The following is a 25,875-nucleotide window of genomic DNA, read 5'->3' as shown; positions in this document are numbered from 1 at the left end:
CTCTCCAGTAAGCGTTTGCGTGGTAAAATTTATGACTGGCCGACCCTCCAGCGCTGTCTGGGCCTGAATCGGTTAAACAAGCCCTTGCGATCTGCCTGAATAACCCCTAAGTCAAATAGCTCGCTTTTTCATCACTCAATTAAGACATTTTTGACAGTTACAAAGTTCATCAATTCACCAATTTTTACCAAATACTTTCATAAAATGCTCATTTCGCTCCTGAACCACGCCCTCCGTCTGGATAAACCGCCCTGCCAGGTAGTGATATATGTCGCCTTAGGGTCATATTCAAGAGTATTATGCCAGCCTGTTACGGCGTTGCGTTTTCTCCTGCCAGGCAGGTGAGTTTTCCTCCGGGAACGCTCCAAAGCCCTGAGACGCCCTTCAAAAGCGCCACAGAGAGGAGTACATTGTGCGAGGTCGTTTTCCATGGCAGGAAGGCAGTTGCGTATGTTTAAGGCGAGAGAAATGAATCCAATAGAAAAATCAGGCAAGCTGGATAACGTGTGTTATGACATCCGTGGGCCGGTATTAAAAGAAGCAAAGCGTCTTGAGGAAGAAGGGAATAAAGTTCTCAAGCTGAATATAGGCAATCCAGCGCCGTTTGGTTTTGAAGCCCCTGATGAGATCCTGGTCGATGTGATCCGCAATTTGCCGGGTGCCCAGGGCTATTGTGATTCAAAAGGTCTCTATACCGCCCGTAAGGCGATTGTGCAGCACTATCAGGCACGCGATATGCGGGATATGACGGTTGAAGATGTCTATATCGGCAACGGCGTATCAGAACTGATTGTGCAGTCCATGCAGGCGTTGCTGAATAGCGGCGATGAAATGCTGGTGCCGGCTCCCGATTATCCGCTCTGGACCGCAGCAGTCTCTCTTTCCGGCGGCAATGCGGTGCACTATCTGTGCGATGAGTCGGCTGGCTGGTTCCCTGACCTGGACGACATCCGCAGTAAAATTACGCCACGCACGCGGGGGATTGTCATTATCAACCCCAATAACCCAACGGGTGCGGTCTACAGTAAAGAGCTGCTGCTGGAAGTTGTAGAGCTGGCGCGTCAGCATAACCTGATCATCTTTGCTGATGAAATTTACGACAAAATTTTGTATGACGCGGCTCAGCATCACTCCATCGCTGCGCTGGCGCCCGATCTGTTGACCATTACCTTCAACGGTTTGTCAAAAACCTATCGCGTGGCGGGTTTCCGTCAGGGTTGGATGGTGCTCAACGGCCCGAAAAAGCATGCAAAAGGCTATATTGAGGGGCTGGAGATGCTGGCCTCGATGCGCCTGTGTGCCAATGTCCCCGCGCAGCATGCTATTCAGACCGCGCTTGGCGGTTATCAGAGTATCAGCGAGTTTATTGTGCCGGGTGGAAGGCTCTATGAGCAGCGCAACAGGGCGTGGGAATTAATCAACGATATTCCGGGCGTCAGCTGCGTGAAGCCCGCCGGGGCGCTCTATATGTTCCCCCGCATCGATGCGAAGAAATTTAACCTACAGGATGACCAGAAAATGGTGCTGGATTTCCTGTTGCAGGAAAAAGTGCTGCTGGTTCAGGGAACGGCATTCAACTGGCCTCATCCGGATCATGTCCGTATTGTGACGCTGCCCCACGTGCATGAGTTGGAGATGGCCATTGGTAAATTTGGCCGCTTCCTTGAAGGTTATCGTCAGTAAGCTGTTGCCAGAGCGCCCTCTTATTGCACTGCCGCTGCGGTAAAGATGGCGCTATACTGGCCGCAGGGGAACGCCAGTTCGTTCCCCGCAGTCTTGCTACAGGAAACCGCACCCCATGAATCAGAGTCATTTTTTCGCCCATCTCTCCCGCCTTAAGCTTATCAATCGCTGGCCGCTGATGCGTAACGTCCGTACCGAGAATGTCTCCGAGCACAGTTTACAGGTGGCGATGGTCGCTCACGCGCTTGCCGTGATTAAAAATCAAAAGTTCAACGGTAATCTGAATGCTGAACGCATAGCGCTGATGGCGATGTATCACGATGCCAGTGAAGTGCTGACCGGTGATTTACCCACGCCGGTAAAGTATTACAATGCGCAGATTGCCCATGAATATAAAAAAATTGAAAAAATTGCCCAGCAAAAGCTGATTGAGATGCTGCCGGAAGAGTTACGTAACGCCTACCGGCCGCTGCTTGATGAGCAGCAGCACAGCGAAGGTGAAAAGGCTATCGTCAAACAGGCCGATGCGCTTTGCGCCTATCTGAAATGCCTTGAAGAGCTTTCCGCAGGCAATCATGAATTCCAGCTGGCCAAGGCGCGGCTGGAAAAAACCCTGATCGAACGCCACAGCCCGGAGATGGACTACTTTGTTGAGGTATTTGTCCCCAGCTTCAGTCTCTCACTGGATGAAATCAGCCAGGAGTCGCTTTAACCTTAAAACGGGAAAAGCAGCGGTACCAGTAAGACGCTGACCAGCATGATAATCAGGGTAAAGGGCACACCAATTTTCACAAAATCGCCAAACCGGTATCCGCCAGGCCCCAGGACTAAAGTGTTCACCGGCGATGATACCGGCGTCATAAAGGCGGCAGAAGCGGCTACCGCTACAATCATAGTAAACGGATAGGGTGAAAGCCCCATCTGATGTGCAGCGGCCACGCCAACAGGCGCCATCAACACAGCCGTGGCGGTATTGGAGATAAACAGGCCAATAGTCGCACAGAGTATAAACAGGCAGAGCAGCATGACATGCGGGCTTTTTCCGCCCGCCACATCCATCAACCCCTTTACGATCAGCGCCACACCGCCTGTTTTTTGCAGGGCAAGAGCAAACGGCATCATCCCGACGATAAGTATCAACCCTGGCCAGTGAACAGAACGGTAGGCGCTCTCCATATCTATACAGCGGAATTTACCCATCAGCAGGCAGGCGATCAAAGCGGCAACAGGGTTGGGAATAGCCTCTGTCAGCATCATGGCTACCATCAGCGCCAGGCAGAAAATGGCATGAGGAGCCTGGCTGGCCGCAGGTGCGACGTCGTCCACTTCTGCCGGTAAACTCAACAGGATAAGATCGCGTTTTTGCTGCTGAATGGCCCGGATTTTTTTCCAGTCGCCGATCACCAGCAGCGTATCACCCAGCTCCAGCGGCTGCCCGGTCAGCTTACCTTCCAGCACTTCGCCCCGCCGCCGGATGCCGACCACGCTGACATCATGGCGCGAGCGAAAGGCCACATCGCCCAGCGTTTTCCCCAGTAGCGCTGAGTCCGGAATAATAATCGCTTCCGCCATGCCCACATCCCTGGCGCGCTCGGAAAAATAGTCGCCGCGTAAAATCATCGGCTCAAGCAGCCATTCGCTACAAAATTCACGCAGATCTACAGCGGAATCAGACATATCAATCAGCAATACGTCGCGAGCACGGAAAGTGGTCTCAGCAGTAACCGGCACCATTACCCTGCGAAACTTACGCCAGCGCTCCAGCCCTACTACGTTGATGCCATAGCGTTCGCGAAGTTGCAGATCGTCAAGTCGTCGCCCGATGAGCGGCGACCCGACCCGCAGACCAAGCCGCCTGGCTCTGCCACTCAGCTTGTAGTCGCGGATCAGATCGCGGAAGGTTCTTCTGAACTGCTGTTTACTGCCCTCTTCCTGCCCTGGCGTCACCAGCCAGAAGCGGGCTACCAGCATGTAACCAATACCCAGCAACAGCGCGACAATACCCAGCGGCGTTACGTCAAAAAAGCCAAACCCTTTCAACCCTTCCCGCTGAAGCTCGCTGTTAACGACCAGATTAGGCGGCGTGGCTACCAGCGTCATCATGCCGCTGATCAACCCGGCAAAGCTTAGCGGCATCATCAGTCTGCCCGGCGAGCTGCCCATTTTTGCCGCTACGCTGAGCACCACAGGAATAAAAATGGCTACCACGCCGGTTGAACTCATCACTGCTCCCAGCCCGGCAACGGTGAGCATCAGCAGCACCAGCATTTTGGTTTCGCTGCTGCCTGCCACTTTAATCAGCCAGTCGCCCATATTCAGCGCCACGCCCGTTCTTACTAACCCTTCACCAATAATGAACAGTGCCGCTATCAGAATGACGTTGGGATCGCTGAAGCCTAGCGTGGCCTCCTGGAGTGTCAGCGTGCCGCTGAGCACAAAGGCGATAATAACCAGCAGCGCAACAACGTCCATACGTAGCTTGCCGGAGATAAATAAGGCGATAGCGATCAGCAGAAGGGAAACTACCCAGATCAGTTCTTTATTCACAGCGGGGTCTCTGTAGAGGGAACACGTCTGAGATCATCGCATAAAAAAAACCCCGCTATAGCGGGGTTACATCATCTCTTAGTGTTTTCGGTGCACATCGATCGTGCCGTCCGGATTTTTGTGGATGATCAGCTCCTCCAGCGAGGTCAGCAGCATATCCACATCTTCCAGCCTCGGCGCGTCAGCTGGTGCATTGACGGCAATAAGATGGCAGCCTGCGGCCAGACCCGACAGAATACCGGCAGCAGCATCTTCTACTACTACACACTCTTCCGGCTCAAGCTCAAGCAGCTGGGCACCAAGCAGGTAAGCATCCGGTTCCGGTTTACCATTCTGCACACGCTCTGCGGTGACAAATTCTTCAGGTTCCGGTAATCCGGCCGCTTTGCGACGGGCCGAAGCAACCGGCATTGAACCGGAAGTCACAATTGCCCAGGGAATGTCCAGCTCCGTCAGCGTAGCGAGAAGCTGCTGAGCGCCCGGCAGAGCGGTGATACCGTCAGTGTCCTCAGCCTCGATTTTTTCGAGGGCAAAGAACTCCTGCTGAATCGCCTCTTCCGAAGCGCCGGCCATAAAATGACGCAGTGAGGTAATTGCCTGCTTGCCGTGAATGAAGTTCAGCACTTCATCGGCCGCAATGCCGTGCCGCGATGCCCAGTTCACCCAGGCGCGTTCGACTACCGGTAATGAATCCACCAGCGTGCCGTCCAGATCAAACAGAAAACCTTTACACTTCACTACGTTTTTCCTTATCAGGCGTTGATGATTTGCGCGATCTCATTCGCACTCAAATGGTACTGCCTTGGACAAGTGTGCCACACAGTGAGCATACGTTGATACTTTTCCCACATCGGGGTTTGCGCATTAAATCCGTGCGTGCCGGAATCAAAGTGGGTATAGCGCCCTTCCACATTCACCATAAAGCGCACGTAGCCGAGGTAACGCGCTTCTGTTGCCGCATCAAAGCCCAGAAACGCGAGCCGACGCTCCTCCAGCGAGGAGGGATCTTTCAGATTTGTCCACGAGACGTGCAGCGCATGGTGCATTTCCATGATGTCGATAATTATGCGGCATACCGCTTCGTTCAGTTCGCCGAATTCACGGTCAAGTTCCCGCATTTGCAGGCCGTAACCGCGCTCGATAATTGTTTGCTGACGACGATAGCGTTCCGCATTATCCGGATCGAGCATGGTCATCATTTTATATTGATTAGAGAGGATCAAACGCTGCGCATTGGTCATTTCCATCATTCACTCCTGTGCCACAATGGGCATACAAAATGGGAAGAGATGAGTGAAGATCGCACAACCCGCTGAAGTGCGGTATGGCAAGCAGAGGCTTCTTTGATCCAGACCCGGTTTTCCCCTGCAAAAGCAGAGAAAATCCGGTCTGAGGGTTAAAGATCGTCGAGGAAGGTTTTGTCCAGTTGCTTGAAGGCGCGTTTAAGCACGTCGGCAAGGGACTGATAGGTTGGCTTTCCTTCCACCGGCGCTATCGCCTGGCCCGCAGCCTGAAGTTTTTCGCGCACTTCATGGAACCAGTTAAGCAGCGTGGGCGGCAGTGGCGTGACGGAGCGCTTACCCAACCACCATAAGCCCTGTATTGGCAGGCTACAGGCGAACAGAGCCGTAGCCACAGCCGGACCGAGCTGCCCGCCCAGCGCAATTTGCCAGGTCATAGAGAACACCGCCAGCGGCGGCATAAACCGGATGGCAAAACGCGTAGCGCGTGAGACCCGATTCTCTGGAAACATGGGTGCCAGACGCTTATCGACAGGCCATGTTTTCATATAATGCTGTCCCCGCTGGAACAGTTTAAACCAACCGACAGAGCCGGATTCATTAGCCATGGCTGACCTCAACTTCGGAGATAAAAAATAAACAAAACGTGCAACTCAACAACTTTACATGATGTCTTTCAAAATATTTTGTCTTTACGCGGCGCACTGGTTATCCTGTGCGCGTTTGTTGAGGGGCTGTTACAGGGTTGCTATCGCTCTGCATGCAGTACCATCAGCATCTGCTAATAATTCAAAAAATCACGTAAGTTTTATCAAGTTTTTTTGCTTTCAGACAAAATTTGCCCTGAGCATGACGTTCATCATTAATGTACCAGCTTTCATGCGCTACGCTGATAGTCTGTTGAGTTTTATTTCGCCACCTTTAACCAATAGGACCTTCCATGTCGAGTAAGTTAGTCTTGGTTCTGAACTGCGGCAGTTCTTCCCTGAAGTTCGCCATTATCGATCCGGCAAATGGCGAAGAATACCTCTCCGGTTTAGCCGAATGTTTCCACCTGCCTGAAGCCCGTATTAAGTGGAAAATGGAAGGGGCTAAACACGAAGAGGCATTAGGCGCCGGCGCTGCGCACAGCGAAGCCCTCAATTTTATCGTTAAATCTATTCTGGCACAAAAACCAGAGCTGTCTGCACTAATCACTGCAATTGGTCATCGTATCGTTCATGGCGGTGAAAAGCTCACCCAGTCCGTGGTTATCGATCAGGATGTCATTCAGGGCATCAAAGACGCCTCTTCTTTTGCACCGCTGCACAATCCTGCGCACCTGATCGGGATTGAGGAAGCGATGAAGAACTTCCCGCATCTTTCTGATAAGAATGTGGCGGTTTTCGACACCGCTTTCCATCAGACAATGCCGGAAGAGTCTTACCTTTATGCCCTGCCGTACGCGTTGTACCGTGAGCATGGCGTTCGCCGTTATGGCGCACACGGCACCAGCCACTTCTATGTGACTCACGAAGCGGCAAAAGTGCTGAACAAGCCGGTGGAAGAGCTGAATATCATTACCTGCCACCTGGGCAACGGCGGCTCCGTAGCCGCTATCCGCAACGGCGTTTGCGTGGATACCTCTATGGGCCTGACGCCGCTGGAAGGTCTGGTTATGGGTACCCGTTCAGGCGATATCGACCCGGCCGTGATCTTCTTCCTGCATGACACCCTGGGCATGAGCGTGGATGCCATCAACAAGCTGCTGACCAAAGAGTCTGGCCTGTTGGGTCTGACCGGCGTCACCAGCGACTGCCGCTACGTGGAAGATAACTACACCACTAAAGAAGATGCCAAACGCGCGATGGACGTTTACTGCCACCGCCTGGCGAAATATATCGGTTCTTACACCGCGATGATGGATGGCCGCCTGGATGCGGTGATCTTCACCGGTGGCATCGGGGAAAATGCGGCGATGGTTCGCGAACTCTCCCTGGGCAGACTGGCCCTGCTGGGCTTTGAAGTGGATCACGAGCGTAACCTCGCGGCCCGCTTCGGTAAATCGGGCTTTATCAATAAAGAAGGCACCCGCCCGGCTCTGGTTATCCCAACCAATGAAGAGCTGGTTATTGCCCAGGACGCCAGCCGTCTGACTGCTTAAGCCCTTCCCTCTCCGTCAGCTCAGGCTGGCGGAGTTGTTTTGACATCACCAACCTGGACTCAAACGCGCTGAAGCCTGAAAGAGTCTATTCGAGAGGTTTATTGTGTCTCGTACCATTATGCTAATTCCTACCGGCACCAGCGTCGGTTTAACCAGTGTCAGCCTCGGTGTGATCCGCGCGATGGAACGCAAAGGCGTGCGTCTCAGCGTCTTCAAACCTATCGCCCAGCCGCGCAGCGGCGAAAATGCCCCGGACCAGACCACCACTATCATTCGTAAAAATTCCACCATTCCCGCCGCCGAACCCCTGCACATGAGTCGTGTGGAATCACTGCTGGGTTCCAATCAGCAGGACGTGCTGATGGAAGAGATTATTGCGCGCTACCATGAGAACACCAAAGATGCTGAAGTGGTGCTGGTAGAGGGCCTGGTGCCGACCCGCAAACATCAGTTTGCTTCTGCGCTGAACTATGAGATTGCCAAAACGCTGAATGCGGAGATTGTCTTTGTGATGTCGCTGGGCAATGACTCTCCTGCCCAGTTGAAAGAGCGGATTGAGCTGACCCAAAGCAGCTTTGGCGGCAGCAAGAACAAGAGTATCACTGGCGTGATCATCAACAAACTCAATGCGCCGGTTGACGATCAGGGGCGTACGCGTCCGGATCTGTCGGAAATATTCGATGACTCCAACAAGGCCAGCGTCGCCAATATCGATCCTAAACAGCTCTTCGCTAACAGCCCGTTACCGGTGCTGGGTTGCGTTCCCTGGAGCTTTGATCTGATTGCGACCCGCGCTATTGATATGTGCCGCCATCTGAATGCGGAGATTATCAATGAAGGCGATATTGCTACCCGTCGCGTAAAATCTGTAACCTTCTGCGCACGCAGCATTCCTCATATGCTGGAGCACTTCCGTCCCGGTTCGCTGCTGGTGACCTCCGCCGATCGCCCGGACGTGCTGGTTGCAGCTTGTCTGGCTGCCATGAACGGCGTGGAAATTGGTGCCGTACTGCTGACAGGTGGCTACCAGATTGATGCCCCTATTCGCAAACTGTGTGAGCGTGCGTTTGCCACAGGTCTGCCTATCTTTATGGTGAACACCAACACCTGGCAGACCTCGCTGAGTCTGCAAAGCTTCAACCTGGAAGTGCCCAGCGACGATACGCAGCGCATCGAGCGTGTGCAGGAGTATGTCGCCAGCCATATCGACCCGGAATGGATTGAATCTTTAACCGCGGCTTCAGACCGCAGCCGTCGTCTCTCTCCGCCAGCGTTCCGTTACCAGCTCACCGAGCTGGCGCGTAAAGCGGGCAAACGCATCGTGCTGCCGGAAGGTGATGAACCGCGTACCGTCAAAGCAGCAGCTATCTGTGCCGAGCGCGGTATTGCAACTTGTATCCTGTTGGGGAATCCGGAAGAGATCCAGCGTGTTGCTGCGGTACAGGGCGTAGAGCTGGGTAAAGGGATTGAGATTGTGGACCCGGAAGTGGTGCGTGAAAATTACGTTGCCCGTCTGGTTGAACTGCGTAAAAGCAAAGGCATGACCGAAGTGGTGGCGCAGGAACAGCTGGAAGATAACGTTATGCTTGGCACCATGATGCTGGAGCGTGGCGAAGTTGACGGACTGGTCTCCGGCGCGGTTCATACCACGGCGAACACTATTCGTCCTCCGTTACAGCTGATTAAAACGGCGCCAAACAGCTCGCTGGTCTCCTCTGTGTTCTTTATGCTGCTGCCAGAGCAGGTGCTGGTGTATGGCGACTGCGCCATTAACCCGGATCCTAACCCAGAGCAGCTGGCGGAAATTGCTATTCAGTCTGCCGACTCCGCGCTGGCCTTCGGTATTGAACCTCGCGTGGCGATGATCTCCTACTCCACCGGAAACTCCGGTGCCGGTAGCGATGTGGAAAAAGTCCGCGAGGCAACCCGCATCGCGCAGGAAAAGCGTCCGGACCTGGTTATCGATGGACCTTTGCAGTACGACGCAGCGATTATGGCCGACGTGGCCAAATCGAAGGCGCCAAACTCGCCTGTAGCGGGCCGCGCTACGGTGTTTATCTTCCCGGATCTGAACACCGGTAACACCACGTACAAAGCCGTACAACGTTCTGCCGACCTGATCTCTATCGGGCCAATGCTGCAAGGGATGCGTAAGCCGGTAAACGACCTCTCTCGCGGTGCTCTGGTGGATGACATTGTCTATACCATCGCTCTGACGGCCATTCAGTCAAAGCAGGCTGAAGGCTAACCTCAGCTTCCGCTGGATCTGATTAAAGCGAATCGCAAGATTCGCTTTTTTTATGCCTTTAGCCAGAAAAAATCTCTGCTCGCCACAATTTTAACTTTCCCCTCTGCTTTACCTGCTAAAAAGAATAAATAGCCGTAACGGCCCCCCTGAAAATCAGGCGAACTGCCACACTTAATTACCTGAAAAATAAGAGAAGGTCAGACAAATGATTATTTTTTTGGCTTAAATGGCATGCCAGGACTAGTCTTACACAGGCAAGGTAAACTATTTCATGAAATATCTTCAATAATCATAATGCCTGAAAGTAGCCGCTAATAATCAGGCCAAGGGAGAGTCTCACATGAGCGACAACACAATTCATCCGGTTTACAGTGAAGTAAATAATGGCGTTCCACTGAAGCGTATTTCCTGGAGCGCTGTCTTTGCTGGCGTAATACTTTCAACCGTTATTTATTTGCTGCTAGCTATTTTGGGTACGGCAATAGGCGCAACCACAATCGATCCACTGAAAGAACAGAATCCACTTGATGGTTTAGGGACGGGCGCTGCCGTCTGGACAGGATTAAGCATGTTGATCTCCGTTGGCGCGGGCGCTTTCATTACTGGCCGCCTGGCACAGCGTGAAGGGGCATTACATGGCATATTGATGTGGGCCGTCAATACACTACTTTGTTTGTGGATTGCGGTGATGGTAATAAGCAGTGCCGTGAGCGGAACGGCCAGCGTAATTGGCTCGGGCTTCAGTATGCTGGGTAACGGTATTTCAGCAGCGGCGCCCTCGCTTGCTAATACCGCGAAAGAGAAGTTGCAGGAAAATAATATTGACCTGAGCAATATGCAGAACGAGCTTGAAAAAACCCTACAGCAAACGGGTAAACCCGAACTGCAACCGCAAAACCTGCAAAACGACGCCAATAAAGAAGCGAATAACGCCCAGAATCAGGCGCAAAATACCGCTAATCATCCGCAAACTGCCGACACTGATTTAGCCGGCTGGTTCAGCGGTGTTATTCAACGTAACCAGGATACGCTTCAGGCTGCCGATGTCGACGCGCTGAAAAATATCATCAAAGCGCGTACCGGTAAGAGCGATCAGGAAGTTGACCAGATTGTTGCCCAGACGCAAAAAAGCTATGAGCAGGCGCGTCAGAAATACCAGCAGCTGAAAGCTGATGCTGAGAAAAAAGCGCGTGAAGCTGCGGAACAGGCTGCTGCTGCCACCGCTAAAGCAAGCTGGATGGCGCTGGTTGTCCTGCTGATTGAAGCCGTTATCGCTGGTGTGCTGGGTAAAATGGGCCGTAAAACGCAGCCACATCAGGTTGTGGCTCGTTAACTCAAACGGGCGTTAATCTGACAGAGAGTCAGGCTGACGCTCTGAACGGAGTGACAGTAAACCAGCACAAAAAAATGGGACGAAGCGATTCGTCCCATTTTCATTTTGCAAACTGTGGTCAGGCAGAAGAGGTATCCGCGCTGGCGCGCCTGGACTCGTTATTACGGCTGAGCCACAGGGAGAGCGCCTTCAGCGAATCATCCGTAAACTCATCGCAGCGAGCGGTAATCTCTTCCGGCGTCATCCAGTATATTTCATCGACCTCTTCTTCCTGCATGGCGAAGGGGCCGTGGGAGACGCAGCTGAACAATCCGCCCCAGACGCGGCAGTGCTGATCTTCAAAATAGAACAGGCCATGTTCGGCGAACGGCACGGCAGCAATGCCCAGCTCCTCTTCCGCTTCACGGCGAGCCGACTCCAGCATATCCTCACCGCTCTGCACCACGCCACCAGCGGTGGCATCCAGCATACCGGGCATGAAATCTTTGCTTTCGGTGCGGCGCTGGACGAGAATTTTACCCATCCCATCGTGAACCACGATGTAGGTCGCGCGATGACGCAAACATTGTGCCCGCATTTGCGCGCGGCTGGACTGTGCAACGACCTCGTTATCTTCGCTAACGATATCCACCCATTCCGTGCCGCTATCTTGCTCCACCATCCGTAACCCTTATTTGTTCTGGCGCTTCAGCGCTCGTTGACTCTTGCCCGCACAGTTTGCCACGGACAGCCGGTAAATTATAATCCACCTGTGTCATTAACAGGCGGTCTTGGAGGATTCCGAAAGCCAGAGTTGCACAGAAGCACGCTGCCACTGAAAATAAGCGTAATCCGCGATCTGTTGCGGTACCTCGTCGCCATGTAAGGCCAGCCGGTTGATCATCACCGCCAGGTCTGTATCAGCAATCGACCACTCGCCAAAGAGGTTTTGCTGACCAGTTTTCAGTAACTGCCCCACGCCATCAAACAACTTTCTGGCAGCCGCCTCTCCCGCTTCACTTAATGGCGCAAACTTCTCATTGGCAAATAACACCTCCGTCGGACGCTCCTGGCGCAGCGGCATAAAGTCACTGCGAAGCCAGGCCTGTAGTTCACGCGCTTTGGCCCGCTTTTCGATATCACGGGGGTAGAGCCGCTCATACTCGGGGGCAGGAAAGCGCTCTTCCAGATACTCGGCAATAGCGGAAGATTCAGAGAGCAGGAAATCGTCAATCTGCAAGGTTGGCACCCGCCGGGTCAGCGAAATTTCACCATAAGCGGGTTGCAGATGCTGCTGGCTGGCGAGATCGACACGCTGTAGTGAAAAAGGCACGCCTTTCTCGCTCAACGCCACAAATACGGACATCACATAGGGGCTAAAAAAACAGGCATCGGACCACAGCATCACGTTTGGGTAGTTCATCCTGATATCCTTACAAAGCGTTGTCTGCATCTTGTTTACCGATTTTTCAGCAGAAAGGCAATCCCCCAAACTTCACCTAAGCTGAAAGCAGGCTGTTGGCATTTTTACTTCTCTGATTAAGGACAGACAGCATGCATATTTTACTCACGGGCGGCACAGGCCTGATTGGCAGCCAGCTTATCTCTCGCCTGCTGCAACGGGGCGACCAGATAAGCGTCGTTACCCGCGACGTGGCGGCAGCGCGCAGCAAATTTGGCGACAGGGTTAACCTCTGGTCGGGGCTGGATCAGCAACGCGATCTCAATGATATCGACGCGGTTATCAACCTGGCAGGGGAACCCATTGCTGACAAACGCTGGACGGAAAAACAGAAAAATCTGCTGTGCGAAAGCCGCTGGCAGATAACCGAGCGTCTGGCGTCGCTAATCAATGCCAGCGCCACGCCCCCCTCGGTGTTGATTTCCGGTTCAGCCACCGGATTTTACGGTGACGCGGGCGATGTGATCCTGACGGAAGACGATCCGGGGCATGAGGAGTTTACCCACAAGCTTTGCGCCCACTGGGAGAAACTGGCCCTGGCAGCGGAAAGCGAACAGACGCGGGTCTGCCTGCTGCGTACCGGCGTGGTGTTGACTAAAGAGGGAGGTGCGCTGAGCAAGATGAAGCTGCCCTTTAAAATGGGCATTGGCGGGCCAATTGGCAGCGGCAAGCAGTACATGCCCTGGATCCATCTGGAGGACATGCTGAACGCCATCCTGTGGCTGCTGGATAACCCTGGGTTGCAGGGGCCTTTTAATATGGTAGCGCCCTATGCGGTGCGTAATGAACAATTTGCCGCCATGTTGGGTCAGGCGATGCACCGTCCGGCCTTTATGCGCACGCCTGCCGCCGCCATTAAAGTAATGATGGGGGAATCTGCCGTACTGGTTCTTGGTGGTCAACACGTGCTGCCTAAGCGGCTGGAGGAGTCAGGATTTACCTTCCGCTGGTATCAGCTGGATGAGGCGTTAAGAGACGTGGTATAGCGCCGAGCAAGAGACAGCCATCTCAATGGCGTTGAACTGGTTACTGCCTCTCTGTGAGCTATTAAGGTAAAAATCTGCCACAAGGCATGCCGGGGCTGCCCCTCAGCATGCCTTGTGCCGCTGGCGGGGCTATTTCAACGAGCCAGAGAGGAACTGTTGCAGACGGATGCTTTTCGGGCTGGTGAATACCTCTTGCGGCGGCCCCTCTTCTTCAATTTTGCCCTGATGCAGGAAGATAACATGGTTGGAAACGTGGCGGGCGAACTCCATTTCATGGGTTACCACCACCATGGTTTTGCCCTCTTCCGCCAGCTTCTGCATGATTTTCAGCACTTCACCCACCAGTTCGGGGTCGAGCGCCGAGGTAGGCTCATCAAACAGCAGCACTTCCGGCTCCATCGCCAGCGCACGGGCAATCGAAACGCGCTGCTGCTGACCTCCGGAGAGATTCACCGGGTATTTCCCCCTGGCGCGCTCATCAATACCCACTTTATCGAGATATCTGATGGCTCGCGACTGTGCCTCTCCTTTGCTTAACCCCAGAACCTGAATCGGTGCTTCCATCACGTTTTGCAGCACCGTCATGTGGCTCCATAGATTAAAGTGCTGAAACACCATCGTCAGGCTGGTACGCAATTTGCGCAACTGCTCTTTGTCAGAGACCTTCAGCTGACCGTCGGTATCCCTCACCAGGGTGATCATCTGATTGTTGACGGAAATAGTGCCTTCGCTGGGCTTCTCCAGGAAGTTAATACAGCGCAGAAAAGTACTTTTCCCGGAGCCGGACGAGCCGATAATACTGATGACATCACCGGCATTTGCCTGGAGTGATACGCCCTTCAGCACCTCATGCTCGCCATAACGTTTATGCAGTTCAGTTACGTTTAATTTGTTGTCGGCCATAGTTCACTCAATGGGTCGATGAGGGTTTAACGTGCTTCAGCCAGCGTTGCTCCGCCTTGCGGAACAGACTAATCAACACATACGAGATAATCAGATAGAGCACCGCAGCGATACCAAAGGCCGCAAACGGCTGATAAGTTGCCGAGTTGATGTCGCGGGCAACCTTGAGCAGGTCGGGCACCGTGGCGGTAAAAGCGAGTGCCGTAGAGTGCAGCATCAGGATCACTTCATTGCTGTAGGCCGGGAGAGCCGTGCGCAGCGCTGAAGGCATGATGATGCAGCGATAGAGCTTAAACGTGGAGAAGCCATAAGCGCGTGCAGCCTCAATTTCTCCATGCGGCACGGCACGGATAGCACCGGCAAAAATTTCCGTGGTGTAGGCACAGGTATTTAAGGTCAGCGCCAGCAGCGTACAGTTCAGGCCGCTACGGAAGAAAGCATTCAGCAGATCGTTGCCTTTGACCACTTCCAGAGTGTACATGCCGGAGTAGAAAATCAGCAGCTGCACATAGAGCGGCGTACCGCGAAAAATATAGGTAAAGAGCCACACCGGAAAACGCACGGCGGTGACAGAGGAGACGCGAGCTATAGAGAGCAGAACCGCCAGAGAGCCGCCCAGCACCACCGAGATAATCAGCAGCCAGAGCGTAATGGCTACGCCGGAGAAACGGTAGCCGTCGGTCCACAGCAGGGCTTTCCAGTATTCCTGAATAATGTCCATCATAGATCTGCCCTTCTCACACCTACCGAATAACGGCGTTCAAGCCACAACAGGACGCCGTTGGAGAGCGTAGTAAAGACCAGGTAAATCACCCCGGCCACAATGGCAAAGTAGAACGGCTGCCAGGTGCTTTTCCCCGCCAGCTGTGTCGCCTTGACCACATCTTCCAGCCCCAGTAAGGAAACCAGCGCGGTCGCCTTGAGGATCACCTGCCAGTTATTGCCAATGCCCGGCAGCGCATAGCGCATCATGCCGGGGAATAATATGCGGCGGAAGATCTGGGAGGAGGTAAAGCCGAAAGCGGTTGCGGCTTCAAGCTGCCCTTTCGGCACGGCCATATAGGCACCGCGGAAAGTTTCAGTGAAGTAAGCGCCATAGATAAAGCCGAGAGTGATGATGCCGGCAACCATTGGATCAATATCGAACTGATCGAGGCCCAGCATATCGGTGAACTGATTCAGGGCTATTTGCAGGCCATAGAAAATCAGCAGCATCAGCACCAGGTCGGGTACGCCACGAATAAGGGTGGTGTAACCTTCAAAAATTATCCGTAACGGACGGTTGTTGGAGAGTTTGGCCCCTGCGCCAATCAATCCCAGGATAACGGAGAGCAGCACGGAACTCAGAGCCAGTTCCAGCGTGACCAACGCCCCTTTTAAAATTACTTCCGAATAGCCATACAGCATAATGATGTCCTGTCTTTGGATTAACTTCGCGTTTCATCCGCCCGTGGCGTACAAAACGGGGGTCGCCGTTCGCAGACAGGCTGACCCCCATGACAGGTTTTACTTAACCGCCGTACACGTCAAAGTCGAAATACTTTTTAGCTAATTTGTCGTAGGTGCCATCTTTGCGCAAGCTATCAAACGCTTTATCAATGGCTGCTTTCAGGTCGGCATCATCTTTACGCATGCCCATACCGGTACCCACACCGAAGATTTTTTCATCTTTCACGGCCGGACCGGCAAAAGCATAATCTTTACCGGCAGGCTGCTTCAGGAAGCCTTCGCTGGCGGCGACTTCATCCTGGAAGGCAGCATCGATACGGCCAGCCGTGAGATCCTGATACACCAGATCCTGGTTAGCGTAAGGGGTAACGGTAATGCCCTGAGGACGCCAGTTTTGGTTGGCGTAGGTTTCCTGGGTGGTGCCCTGTAGCAGGCCGATGGTTTTGCCTTTCAGCGAATCAAGCGTCGGCATGATTTTAGAGCCTTTCGGCGCAATCAGACGGGCGTTAGCGGCGTAGAGTTTTTCCGAGAAGGCGATCTCCTGCTGACGCTTTTCGGTGATAGAGAGCGAAGAGATGATCGCATCAATTTTTTTCGCTTTCAGTGAGGGGATCAAAGCATCGAAATCACTTTCCACATAAGTGCATTTGGTCTCGATACGCTTACAGATCTCATTCGCCAGATCGATATCGAAGCCAACCAGTTGTCCCTGAGCATTTTTAGATTCAAAAGGTGCATAAGTTGGATCGGTACCGATGCGCAGCGTTTTCGGCACGGCAGCAAAGGCGCTACCTGCTGAAGAGAGAGCCAGCAGCAGAGAAAGAGCCAGGACCTGCTTTTTCATAAATTACCCTCGAGTATGGTTTTTTATTATCTCAGTCGTGATGTTGTTAGCGCAGTAAAAGCAATTGTCTTTTGCAGATTTCATGCCAGTTTTGCCGGGCTTTGCCCCATCGCTGCGCAATCCCCGCAGTACGCCTTGTGACGAGGCATACAGCGGGAATGCAGGGAAATTTATAACAGGTTTGTAACCTTTCGGGGAATGCAATGATGCATTTTGGTGCACTGAATGCCCAAAAAGCGATTCAGCACCAACAAATGCACTATTGCAGTGCATTTACTGCGGGGTTATGCACCCTGCCAGCGCGCGAAAAGATCTTTATCGAGGGCGATATCAAACTGATCGAGCACACGGTTTACCGTCTGGTCGACAATGTCCATGATGTTTGCGGGCCGATGGTAAAACGCTGGCACCGGCGGCATGATAATCGCGCCCAGCTCAGCGGCGGTGGTCATCATACGCAGATGGCCCAGATGCAGCGGCGTCTCACGCACGCAGAGAACCAGACGGCGGCGCTCTTTCAGCACCACATCGGCAGCGCGTGTCAGCAGCCCGTCGGTATAGCTGTGCACAATGCCGGAGAGGGTTTTCATTGAACAGGGCAGAATAGCCATACCGTCTGTTTTAAAGGAGCCGGAAGAGATGCTGGCGGCGATATCCCGTACATCGTGTACCACATCGGCCATCGCCTGAACCTCCCGCACGGAGTAATCACTCTCCAGCGCCAGGGTTTGGCGGGCAGCCTGACTCATCACCAGATGGGTTTCCACCTCGTTTACCTGCTGCAAAATCTGTAGCGCACGTACGCCATAGATGACGCCGCTGGCACCGGAGATGCCAATAATGAGTCGTTTCATAATAATCCTGCGAAGTTAGAAGGCTAAGTATGACATGACCGGCCAAAAAAGAAATGGGCCGGAATCGCTTCCGGCCCATCTGACCTGCATGCAGGACTCAGGGTATTAGCCTTCGTTGTGCATTTCCAGGTTTTCTACTTCGTTCTGACGCGCCATCGCTTTGGCATCATCATTACGCAGTGACTGGAGATACTCCAGATATTGCTGATCGACATCTTTGGTGACGTAGATACCGTTGAATACCGAGCATTCGAACTGCACGATATCGGGGTTCTCCTCTTTCACCGCTTCAATCAGATCGTCCAGATCCTGGAAGATCAGACCATCGGCGCCAATCAGCTGACGGATCTCTTCCACTTCACGACCATGAGCAATCAGTTCCGTTGCGCTTGGCATATCGATGCCGTAAACGTTAGGGAAACGGATTTCCGGTGCTGCCGAAGCCAGATAGACTTTCTTCGCCCCTGCTTCACGTGCCATCTCGATGATCTGCTCGCAGGTGGTGCCGCGCACGATAGAATCATCCACCAGCAGCACGTTTTTGCCACGGAACTCGGCACGGTTGGCGTTAAGCTTGCGGCGAACCGCGCTGCGGCGCTGGTGCTGACCCGGCATGATAAAGGTACGGCCTACGTAGCGGTTTTTCACAAACCCCTGACGATAAGGCTTATCCAGGATACGGGCCATTTCCAGCGCGATATCGCAGGAGGTTTCCGGAATAGGAATGACCACATCAATATCCAGGTCTTCCCACTCGCGGGCAATTTTCTCGCCCAGCTTGGTGCCCATACGCACGCGAGCGCTGTAGACGGAAATTTTGTCCAGGAAAGAGTCCGGGCGGGCAAAATAGACGTACTCAAACAGGCAAGGATTGAATTTAGGGTTCTCCGCACACTGACGGGTAAACAACTGCCCTTTCTCAGTGACGTAGACCGCTTCGCCTGGCGCAACGTCGCGCAGGAATTCAAAGCCCAGCGTATCCAGCGCCACGCTTTCAGACGCCACCATATATTCGCTGCGGCCATCTTTCATGCCGCGCTTGCCAATCACCAGCGGACGGATGCCGTTAGGATCGCGGAACGCCACCAGACCATGGCCGATAATCATCGCCACGCAGGCATAGGCACCGCGGACTTGTTGATGCACGGCAGCCACCGCAGCAAAAATATTATCTGCTTCAAGCGGGTAATGCTGAAAACGATCCAGCTCAACCGCAAAGATATTCAGCAGGATCTCAGAATCTGAAGTGGTGTTAACGTGACGACGGCCGCTTTCAAACAGCTGCTTACGCAGCTCGTGCGCGTTGGTCAGATTACCGTTGTGCGCCAGCGTAATGCCATAAGGCGAGTTCACGTAGAAGGGCTGCGCTTCAGAAGCGCTGGAGCTTCCGGCTGTGGGGTAGCGGACGTGACCGATCCCCATATTGCCCTGCAAACGCTGCATATGGCGGGCTTCAAATACATCGCTAACCAAACCGTTTGCTTTACGCAGGCGGAAGCAATTCAATGCATCAATGGTAACGATGCCTGCGGCATCCTGCCCACGGTGCTGGAGCACCGTTAACGCGTCATAAATCGACTGGTTGACCGGCATGAATCCGGCGATCCCGACAATACCGCACATGTGGTTATTTCCTCATAAGCCGCAACCCCGGTTCTATTACCGGGGCAAAAAACTCGACGTACTTTTCAGGTAGTCAAAAAACCACCTGATAACGTAACTGAACTGGGGAACCAGCTGGGACTGCTGCCAGTCCGGGCTTTTGGAAAAGCCAGTGAATGTATCGAGGAAAAACAGAATGGCTGAGACAATCAGCACGCCACGTAAAGCCCCGAAACAGACGCCCAACACTCTGTCAGTACCTGACAGGCCAGTTTTTTCAACCAGCGAACCAATGACGTAATTGACAATTGCCCCGACTAACAGCGTGGCAACGAACAACACCCCAATGGCGATTCCATTTCGAACCAGTTCGTCTTCAAACCCTGTGAACCAGACGGCTAAGTAGGAGTAGTAATGACTGGCGACAAAAAATGCGCAACCCCAGGTAACGAGAGATAATGCTTCCCGAACAAACCCCCGGATCAGGCTGACAAGAGCCGAAAAACCAATAACCGCAATAATGACGTAATCTATCCAGACCATGAACTCTTCCAGCGACTGTGCCCCTGCATCCAGTTCGGGGCGAATTCTAACAGAAAAAGAAAACGTTTGCGTAACGTTTTCCTTTACCAGTTTATTTAAAGAGGTGTGTTAAAAAAACCAGCAAGAATGCCTGCTGGCGGCCTCCCTCACCTGACGGAAGGCCTGATAATGCAATGTTTTGATTTGCTTCAGGTAACGCCCGCCCGCAACAGGATGCTCTGGGGCAAAAGCGGGGCATTTAAGGTGATAACTAAGGCAGAGGCTTTTACACTGATAGCCACAGGCTCTGGTTTTACGGGTGGAAAAGCCCCCACCCGCTGAAAAAACCATGCCGGACATTACGGTGAGACTCTGCGCCCTGTCGCTACCTTTTATGCAGGATAAACGAACCTTCGGCTGCTAACGCACGCTGTAAGGTTTTACCACTCCGCCTAATCCTGAAATGCTCTTCAGCTCCCCTACCGCTGCCTGCATCTTCGCTTTCGACGCATCCGGCCCCACATAGATGCGGGTTATCTGCCCCTGAACCGGCGTGGAAGGCACGGTAAAGGCGCGATAGCCAGAGAGACGCAGCTGCGCCACCACTTCATTGACCTTGCTGGCATTTTTCAGTGCGCCCAGCTGAACAACGTAGGCCTGGCCGCCCGGTGCGCCCGACTGCTGAGCAGGCTCAGCAGGCTGAGGCGCCGGAGCAGGTTCAGGCTTCGGCTGAGGAACCGGTTCTGGCTTCGGCTGAGGCTTCGGTTTTTCCACCGGCTTTGGTTTAGGCTTCTCAACCGGCTTCGGCTGAGCAACAGGTTTAGACTCAACCACCGGCGGCGGTGCGACTACGCTGGGTTGATTGTGTGACTGCGGTGCCGTGGAGCCACTTTCAGCCTGAGAACTGTTGCCGCTGTTTTGCCCGGTAACAACGCTTGCCGCGCCTTCTGGCGGCTGCGACGGTAAAGGCTGCGTAACCGGCGGCACCAGATCGTTTTCCTGCTGGTCACCCGGTTTCGGCACCAGTGGAATGGCCGCGAACTCTTCTTTGTAATGCTTTTTCTTGCCGTCGAGCAGGCCCGGCAAAACGATTACGCCAAGTGCTACGATGATGACGGTCCCGACTAAACGGTTTTGAAACTTACTGGCCACTGCCGTTCTCCGTTTCCCTCGTTTCCATTACGTGCGCTACGGTGTGGAAAGAGCCACACACCAGCACAATATCCTGCTCTGCCGCCTGCTGAAGCGCGTAATGATACGCTTCAGCCACGCTGGCAAAGGTCTGAGCCTGCGGCAAATGGGCCTTAAGCTGCTCAGCACTGGCACCGCGCGGGCCTTCCAGCGGCGCGCAATACCATTTATCCACTTCCGGTGCCAGACAGGCCAGCGTACCGGCAATATCTTTGTCATGCAGCATGCCGACCACGGCGTGAACCTTGCCGGTTTTCGCCAGTTCGCTGAGTCGCCCGGCCAGCCAGGCGGCTGCATGAGGATTGTGCGCCACATCCAGAATCACGCGGGGTGAGTCCGCTATCGTCTGAAAACGGCCGGGCAAAATGGCCTTATCCAGCCACTGGTAAATAATTTTTTCATCGACGCTGAGGGGAGAGGCGCGCAGAGCAGCCAGCGCGGTAGCAGCATTGGGCAACGGCACCTGCGGCATCGGTAGCGCGGCCAGCGAGCCATGCGCATCGGTAAACGTCCAGTTACCGTCAGCCACTGAATAAGACCACTCCCGGTTGCGCTTGAGCAGCAACGCGCCGAGCTTATCGGCGACATCTGCAATGCTTTGCGGCATCTCCGGCTCGCCTACTACCGCCGGTTTTCCGGCACGGAACACGCCCGCTTTCTCACGGCCAATGCTCTCGCGATCCGGCCCCAGCCAGTCGGTATGATCCAGCCCAATGCTGGTCACCACGGCAACATCTGCATCAACAATGTTGGTGGCATCCAGCCGCCCGCCCAGCCCCACTTCCAGGATCACCACATCAAGTCGGGCGCGTTTGAACAGCCACAGCGCAGAGAGCGTGCCAAATTCAAAATAGGTCAGCGAGGTTTCGCCACGTCCGGCGTTGATATCCGCAAACGAGGCGGTGTGATCCGCTTCCGGCAGCTCTTCTCCCTGAATGCGGACCCGTTCGGTATAACGCAGCAGATGAGGAGAGCTGAACACGCCTACGCGATAGCCCGCGGCAATCAGCAGCGTTTCCAGCGTCCGACAGGTGGTGCCTTTGCCGTTGGTGCCCGCCACGGTAAATACAACGGGGGCCGGGGTTAAGAGGTCGAGCGCAGCAGCCACGCGTTGGACGCGTGCCAGCCCGAGTTCGATAGCTTGAGAATGGAGATTCTCAAGATAATGAAGCCACGTGACCAGAGGCGACGTGGCTTGAGGAAGTTTATCCATGTGTCCCGTTCAATGTCGTACGGTTCATTGGTAAAAGGGGCGCTGCGCCCCTTTCAGTCGGCAGTCAGGCCTCTGGGCTCTGCGGCGCATCCTCAACAACCTCTTTAACGAGGTCTTCCTGCGGCGCGGGCAGATTCATCATTTTAGCCAGAATGCTTGCCAGCTTAAAGCGCATTACCGGACGGCGAATGATCATATCAATCGCGCCTTTCTCGATCAGGAATTCGCTGCGCTGGAAGCCAGGGGGCAGTTTTTCACGGACCGTTTGTTCAATAACGCGTGGGCCGGCAAAGCCGATCAGCGCTTTGGGTTCCGCAATGTTCAAATCGCCCAGCATGGCGAAGCTGGCAGAGACGCCGCCCATGGTCGGGTCAGTCAGCACGGAGATATAAGGCAGTCCGCGCTCCTGCATTTTTGCCAGCGCAGCACTGGTTTTGGCCATCTGCATCAGCGACATCAACGCTTCCTGCATACGGGCGCCGCCCGAGGCTGAGAAGCAGATCATAGGGCAGTTGTCTTCCAGCGCCTGCTCAACGGCACGCACAAAGCGTGCGCCAACCACCGACCCCATTGAACCGCCCATAAAGGAGAATTCAAACGCGGCGGCGACCACAGGCATGCCGTGCAGGGTTCCCTTCATCACAATCAGGGCGTCTTTTTCGTCGGTCTCTTTCTGAGCCGCTATCAGACGATCTTTGTACTTCTTGGAATCCTTGAACTTGAGCAGATCTTTCGGTTCCAGCTCGCTGCCCAGTTCCACCATCGACCCTTCGTCCAGCACGCTGTGCAGACGGTCACGACCATGCATACGCATGTGGTGGTCGCATTTCGGGCAAACTTCAAGATTACGCTCCAGTTCGGCGCGGTACAGAACCTGGCCGCAACTGTCGCACTTGGTCCAGACCCCTTCCGGAATACTGGCTTTGCGCGAAGGGGTGATGGTGCTTTTATTGAGAATTCGTTCAATCCAGCTCATTGATGACCTTTCTGTTTGAACCTGGTGAAACCAGTTTTCTTTTTTCCACGCCGCGCGGCAGCGCAGACCATAATGTCGCTCATTAAACCATAACCGCCCGATGCTGTGGATAAAAATCTGGTCACCGGACGGCAGTTTAGCGATGTATTACTACGATTTTTGCTGACGGGCAGCGCGACGCTGGCGCCAGACCTCAATCACGCCCGGCAGTACCGACAGCACGATGATGGCCACAATCAGCAGCTTCAGATTCTCCTGCACGGCTGGCATATTGCCAAAGAAATAGCCCGCGTAGGAGAACAGCAGCACCCACAGCAACCCGCCCGAGATGTTGTAAAGGGCAAAGTGGCGGTAGGACATTTTTCCCATGCCGGCGACAAACGGCGCAAATGTCCGAACGATCGGCACGAAGCGCGCAAGAATAATCGTTTTCCCGCCGTGACGCTCGTAAAATTGATGGGTTTTATCCAGGTGACTGCGACGGAAGATCTTTGAGTTCGGGTTGCTGAACAATTTGTCGCCAAACAGCCGACCAATCGTATAGTTCACCGCATCGCCCAAGATAGCTGCTATCACCATCAGGGCCACCATCATATGAATGTTAAGATCGTTAGTGGGTAACGCTGCCAGCGCGCCAGCGACGAAAAGCAGAGAGTCTCCTGGCAGGAAGGGCGTGACAACCAGACCTGTTTCACAAAACAGGATCAGGAACAGAATGGCATACACCCACATCCCATACTGTGCCACCAGCTCCGCCAGGTGAACATCAATATGCAGGATGAAGTCGACAACAAAATGAATCAGTTCCATACACGTTTCCTTAATTGTCCAGGCATTATTTAATCCTCGAGGAACAGCGGTCCCATCGGCGGACGAGGTAGTTCATACTGTTCCGGGTAATCGACTGCCACCAGGTATAACCCTTCAGCTCGGGCAGTGGCCGCAGCCAGCGTGCGATCTTTCGCCGCCAGCAGCTCTGCCATCCAGCTCTCAGGTTGATTACCGCAGCCGATTTCCATCAGACTGCCGACAATATTACGCACCATATGGTGCACAAACGCGTTAGCTTTAATATCCACAACCACCCAGTCACCAAAACGGCTGACGTTCAGGTGCATCATATAGCGCCAGGGTGTCCGGGACTGGCACTGCACCGCACGAAACGAAGTGAAGTCGTTTTCGCCCAGCAGGCACTGCCCTGCCCGCTGCATTTTTTCCACATCCAGCGGATGGTAAAAATGGGTCACGCCACCATGCAGGATCGCCGGGCGCAGGCGACGATTATAGATGACGTAGCGATAGCGCCTGGCGGTGGCGCTGAAGCGGGCATGAAAATCATCTGGAACCGGCCTCGCCCAGCGTACAGCGATATCATCCGGCAGATTCGCGTTCACCCCCAGCGTCCAGGCAGCCTCTTTGCGCACCGAGGTGGTTTCGAAATGCACAACCTGACCGGTGCCATGAACGCCAGCATCCGTTCTGCCCGCGCAAAATACGGTAACCGGATGGTTAGCGACTTTGGAAAGGGCTTTTTCCAGCTTTTCCTGCACGCTGCGCACTTCCTGCTGCCGCTGCCAGCCATAGTAGCGGCTGCCATCATATTCAATGCCGAGCGCCAGCTTGTGCTTCTGCTCAGGCAAGCCTGCTTCTGACATCAGTACATGTACTCCTGAACCAGCTTCTCAGCGGTTTTCACCGCCATCAGCGCGCCGCCAAAGCGCACGTTGTCCGCTACGGACCAGAATTGCAGCATCTCCGGAATACCGTAGTCGTTACGCACGCAACCCAGGCTCAGATGGTTGCTGCCGGAAGCGTCGCCAACCTGCGTCGGGTAGTTATCTTCATCAGAGAGAGCAATATCTTCTGCCTGGAGCAACACTTCACGCGCTTCGTCAGAGGAGATGGGACGCAGGTTTTCAATATGCACAATCTGCGCGTTGCCGTAGAAAACCGGGGCCTGCACGGTCGAAACTGTGATCGGTAACCCTTCGTCCTGGAGCACCTTACGCACCTGATCCACCAGACGACGCTCCTGTAGCACACTGCCTTCGGCATCGTTCAGCAAGGGCAGCATGTTGAAGGCCAGCTGACGGTTGAAGAAGCCCTCTTCCGCAGGCAGACCATTCAGCAGACGAGCGCTCTCACCGGCCAGCGAATCCACTGCGGCTTTGCCGTGGGCAGAAGCGGCAATCAGGCTGGTGACCTGGAGACGGCTTAAACCCGCCTGGTCCACCAGCGGCTTGATGGCACACAGCAGCTGGCTGGTGACACTGTCAGCCACGCTGATAATGTTGCGGTTACGGTAATCACCCAGCACCTGCGGATTGACATCCGGCACCACCAGCGGCACGTCCGGCTCCATGGCAAACAGGTCGCTGCTGTCGATCACCAGACAGCCCGAGTTGGCCGCCTCATCCGCATAACGCGCGGAGGCTTCACGGCCTGCGGTGAAAAAGGCCAGCTGCACCTGAGACCAGTCAAAATTGCTGGCATCAGTGACTAAAATCGATTTCCCTTCATAGCGCAGGGTTTCACCCGCGCTGCGCTCGCTCGCCAGCAGATATAACTCACCAACCGGGAACTGGCGTTCAGCCAGCAGTTCCAGTACAGCTCCCCCTACTGCGCCTGTCGCGCCCAGTAGCGCAATGTTCCAGCCGTCAGACATGTTGGTTTACTCCAGAAAATAAGACAAAAGAGAA

25 protein-coding genes are annotated in these 25,875 nt (G+C 54.1%); 6 read left to right on the top strand and 19 right to left on the bottom strand.

The features are described 5' to 3' along the window. Positions 1 to 468: 468 nt before the first annotated feature. Both AAH450_RS01575 and yfbR read left to right on the top strand, forming a co-directional pair. Positions 469 to 1,683, top strand: a complete 1,215-nt coding sequence (locus AAH450_RS01575; protein ID WP_342908607.1) for a pyridoxal phosphate-dependent aminotransferase — start codon at positions 469 to 471, stop codon at positions 1,681 to 1,683. A gap of 115 nt (positions 1,684 to 1,798) precedes the next feature. Then, positions 1,799 to 2,395: a 5'-deoxynucleotidase gene (gene yfbR / locus AAH450_RS01570; RefSeq protein ID WP_318790849.1), complete on the top strand. Its 597-nt coding sequence runs from the start codon at positions 1,799 to 1,801 to the stop codon at positions 2,393 to 2,395. Positions 2,396 to 2,397: 2 nt separating this feature from the next. Here yfbR and AAH450_RS01565 read toward each other — a convergent pair whose 3' ends face one another. From AAH450_RS01565 to yfbV, 4 genes are all read right to left on the bottom strand, one after another. Further along, positions 2,398 to 4,230 (bottom strand): SLC13 family permease, encoded by a 1,833-nt coding sequence (locus AAH450_RS01565; protein WP_342908606.1) that lies wholly within the window; start codon positions 4,228 to 4,230, stop codon positions 2,398 to 2,400. Between the two features lie 78 nt (positions 4,231 to 4,308). Beyond that, positions 4,309 to 4,968: a sugar phosphatase gene (locus tag AAH450_RS01560; RefSeq protein ID WP_342908605.1), complete on the bottom strand. Its 660-nt coding sequence runs from the start codon at positions 4,966 to 4,968 to the stop codon at positions 4,309 to 4,311. 14 nt (positions 4,969 to 4,982) lie between these two features. Continuing rightward, a complete protein-coding gene (locus AAH450_RS01555) occupies positions 4,983 to 5,477 on the bottom strand; it encodes a YfbU family protein (protein WP_342909546.1) in 495 nt (164 codons plus the stop codon). Positions 5,478 to 5,626: 149 nt separating this feature from the next. Beyond that, on the bottom strand, positions 5,627 to 6,079 hold the full coding sequence (gene yfbV, locus AAH450_RS01550) for a terminus macrodomain insulation protein YfbV (RefSeq protein ID WP_342908604.1): 453 nt from the start codon (positions 6,077 to 6,079) through the stop codon (positions 5,627 to 5,629). Between the two features lie 332 nt (positions 6,080 to 6,411). Here yfbV and ackA point away from each other — a divergent pair, with 332 nt between their 5' ends. The 3 genes from ackA (at position 6,412) to AAH450_RS01535 (ending at position 11,195) form a co-directional block, all read left to right on the top strand. Further along, the gene (gene ackA / locus AAH450_RS01545; RefSeq protein WP_342908603.1) at positions 6,412 to 7,614 is read left to right on the top strand and encodes an acetate kinase; all 1,203 of its coding nucleotides are present in this window, start codon (positions 6,412 to 6,414) and stop codon (positions 7,612 to 7,614) included. 103 nt (positions 7,615 to 7,717) lie between these two features. Further along, positions 7,718 to 9,862, top strand: coding sequence for a phosphate acetyltransferase (pta, locus tag AAH450_RS01540; RefSeq protein WP_342908602.1), 2,145 nt, complete (start codon positions 7,718 to 7,720; stop codon positions 9,860 to 9,862). Positions 9,863 to 10,202: 340 nt separating this feature from the next. After that, on the top strand, positions 10,203 to 11,195 hold the full coding sequence (locus tag AAH450_RS01535; protein ID WP_342908601.1) for a TIGR04086 family membrane protein: 993 nt from the start codon (positions 10,203 to 10,205) through the stop codon (positions 11,193 to 11,195). A gap of 118 nt (positions 11,196 to 11,313) precedes the next feature. Here AAH450_RS01535 and yfcD read toward each other — a convergent pair whose 3' ends face one another. Together yfcD and yfcF are read right to left on the bottom strand one after the other, a co-directional pair. Further along, the gene (gene yfcD / locus AAH450_RS01530) at positions 11,314 to 11,856 is read right to left on the bottom strand and encodes an NUDIX hydrolase YfcD (protein WP_342908600.1); all 543 of its coding nucleotides are present in this window, start codon (positions 11,854 to 11,856) and stop codon (positions 11,314 to 11,316) included. A gap of 96 nt (positions 11,857 to 11,952) precedes the next feature. After that, the gene (gene yfcF, locus AAH450_RS01525) at positions 11,953 to 12,597 is read right to left on the bottom strand and encodes a glutathione transferase (RefSeq protein WP_342908599.1); all 645 of its coding nucleotides are present in this window, start codon (positions 12,595 to 12,597) and stop codon (positions 11,953 to 11,955) included. 131 nt (positions 12,598 to 12,728) lie between these two features. On the opposite strand from yfcF, the gene AAH450_RS01520 reads away from it, so the two are divergent. Further along, positions 12,729 to 13,622, top strand: coding sequence for a TIGR01777 family oxidoreductase (locus tag AAH450_RS01520; RefSeq protein WP_342908598.1), 894 nt, complete (start codon positions 12,729 to 12,731; stop codon positions 13,620 to 13,622). Between the two features lie 129 nt (positions 13,623 to 13,751). Here the strand turns inward: AAH450_RS01520 and hisP are convergent, their stop codons facing one another. The 13 genes from hisP to AAH450_RS01455 all read right to left on the bottom strand — a co-directional run bounded on the left by hisP (position 13,752) and on the right by AAH450_RS01455 (position 25,841). Beyond that, positions 13,752 to 14,525, bottom strand: a complete 774-nt coding sequence (hisP, locus tag AAH450_RS01515) for a histidine ABC transporter ATP-binding protein HisP (RefSeq protein ID WP_342908597.1) — start codon at positions 14,523 to 14,525, stop codon at positions 13,752 to 13,754. Positions 14,526 to 14,532: 7 nt separating this feature from the next. After that, positions 14,533 to 15,249 (bottom strand): ABC transporter permease, encoded by a 717-nt coding sequence (locus AAH450_RS01510; protein WP_342908596.1) that lies wholly within the window; start codon positions 15,247 to 15,249, stop codon positions 14,533 to 14,535. Then, positions 15,246 to 15,932 carry a histidine ABC transporter permease HisQ gene (locus tag AAH450_RS01505; RefSeq protein ID WP_342908595.1) on the bottom strand — a complete coding sequence of 229 codons (687 nt, stop codon included), beginning with the start codon at positions 15,930 to 15,932 and terminating at the stop codon, positions 15,246 to 15,248. The genes AAH450_RS01510 and AAH450_RS01505 overlap by 4 nt, the downstream gene beginning before the upstream one ends. 103 nt (positions 15,933 to 16,035) lie before the next feature. After that, positions 16,036 to 16,818 (bottom strand): lysine/arginine/ornithine ABC transporter substrate-binding protein ArgT, encoded by a 783-nt coding sequence (gene argT / locus AAH450_RS01500; RefSeq protein WP_318790835.1) that lies wholly within the window; start codon positions 16,816 to 16,818, stop codon positions 16,036 to 16,038. Positions 16,819 to 17,102: 284 nt separating this feature from the next. Continuing rightward, positions 17,103 to 17,672 carry a UbiX family flavin prenyltransferase gene (locus tag AAH450_RS01495; RefSeq protein ID WP_342908594.1) on the bottom strand — a complete coding sequence of 190 codons (570 nt, stop codon included), beginning with the start codon at positions 17,670 to 17,672 and terminating at the stop codon, positions 17,103 to 17,105. A gap of 105 nt (positions 17,673 to 17,777) precedes the next feature. Continuing rightward, entirely contained in the window at positions 17,778 to 19,295 is a 1,518-nt protein-coding gene (purF, locus tag AAH450_RS01490; protein WP_318790833.1) for an amidophosphoribosyltransferase, read from the bottom strand. A gap of 36 nt (positions 19,296 to 19,331) precedes the next feature. Then, positions 19,332 to 19,817, bottom strand: coding sequence for a colicin V production protein (gene cvpA / locus AAH450_RS01485; RefSeq protein ID WP_306211542.1), 486 nt, complete (start codon positions 19,815 to 19,817; stop codon positions 19,332 to 19,334). Between the two features lie 399 nt (positions 19,818 to 20,216). Continuing rightward, positions 20,217 to 20,948: a cell division protein DedD gene (gene dedD / locus AAH450_RS01480; protein ID WP_342908593.1), complete on the bottom strand. Its 732-nt coding sequence runs from the start codon at positions 20,946 to 20,948 to the stop codon at positions 20,217 to 20,219. Continuing rightward, positions 20,938 to 22,200 carry a bifunctional tetrahydrofolate synthase/dihydrofolate synthase gene (gene folC, locus AAH450_RS01475; RefSeq protein WP_342908592.1) on the bottom strand — a complete coding sequence of 421 codons (1,263 nt, stop codon included), beginning with the start codon at positions 22,198 to 22,200 and terminating at the stop codon, positions 20,938 to 20,940. Before folC ends, dedD begins: the two co-directional genes overlap by 11 nt. 64 nt (positions 22,201 to 22,264) lie before the next feature. Beyond that, complete coding sequence (gene accD / locus AAH450_RS01470) at positions 22,265 to 23,176, bottom strand: acetyl-CoA carboxylase, carboxyltransferase subunit beta (protein WP_342908591.1); 912 nt, start codon at positions 23,174 to 23,176, stop codon at positions 22,265 to 22,267. A 150-nt stretch (positions 23,177 to 23,326) separates the two neighbouring features. Continuing rightward, positions 23,327 to 23,986 (bottom strand): DedA family protein, encoded by a 660-nt coding sequence (locus tag AAH450_RS01465; RefSeq protein WP_342908590.1) that lies wholly within the window; start codon positions 23,984 to 23,986, stop codon positions 23,327 to 23,329. A 29-nt stretch (positions 23,987 to 24,015) separates the two neighbouring features. Continuing rightward, positions 24,016 to 24,831: a tRNA pseudouridine(38-40) synthase TruA gene (gene truA / locus AAH450_RS01460; protein WP_342908589.1), complete on the bottom strand. Its 816-nt coding sequence runs from the start codon at positions 24,829 to 24,831 to the stop codon at positions 24,016 to 24,018. Further along, positions 24,831 to 25,841: an aspartate-semialdehyde dehydrogenase gene (locus AAH450_RS01455; protein ID WP_342908588.1), complete on the bottom strand. Its 1,011-nt coding sequence runs from the start codon at positions 25,839 to 25,841 to the stop codon at positions 24,831 to 24,833. The genes truA and AAH450_RS01455 overlap by 1 nt, the downstream gene beginning before the upstream one ends. Between the last annotated feature and the right edge of the window lie 34 nt (positions 25,842 to 25,875).

Origin of the sequence: Erwinia magellanica, from assembly GCF_039023495.1 — a bacterium.
In the GTDB taxonomy this organism is placed as follows: domain Bacteria; phylum Pseudomonadota; class Gammaproteobacteria; order Enterobacterales; family Enterobacteriaceae; genus Erwinia.
Note: the sequence above shows the minus strand (reverse complement) of the source record. Positions and strands in the feature narration are given on the sequence as shown.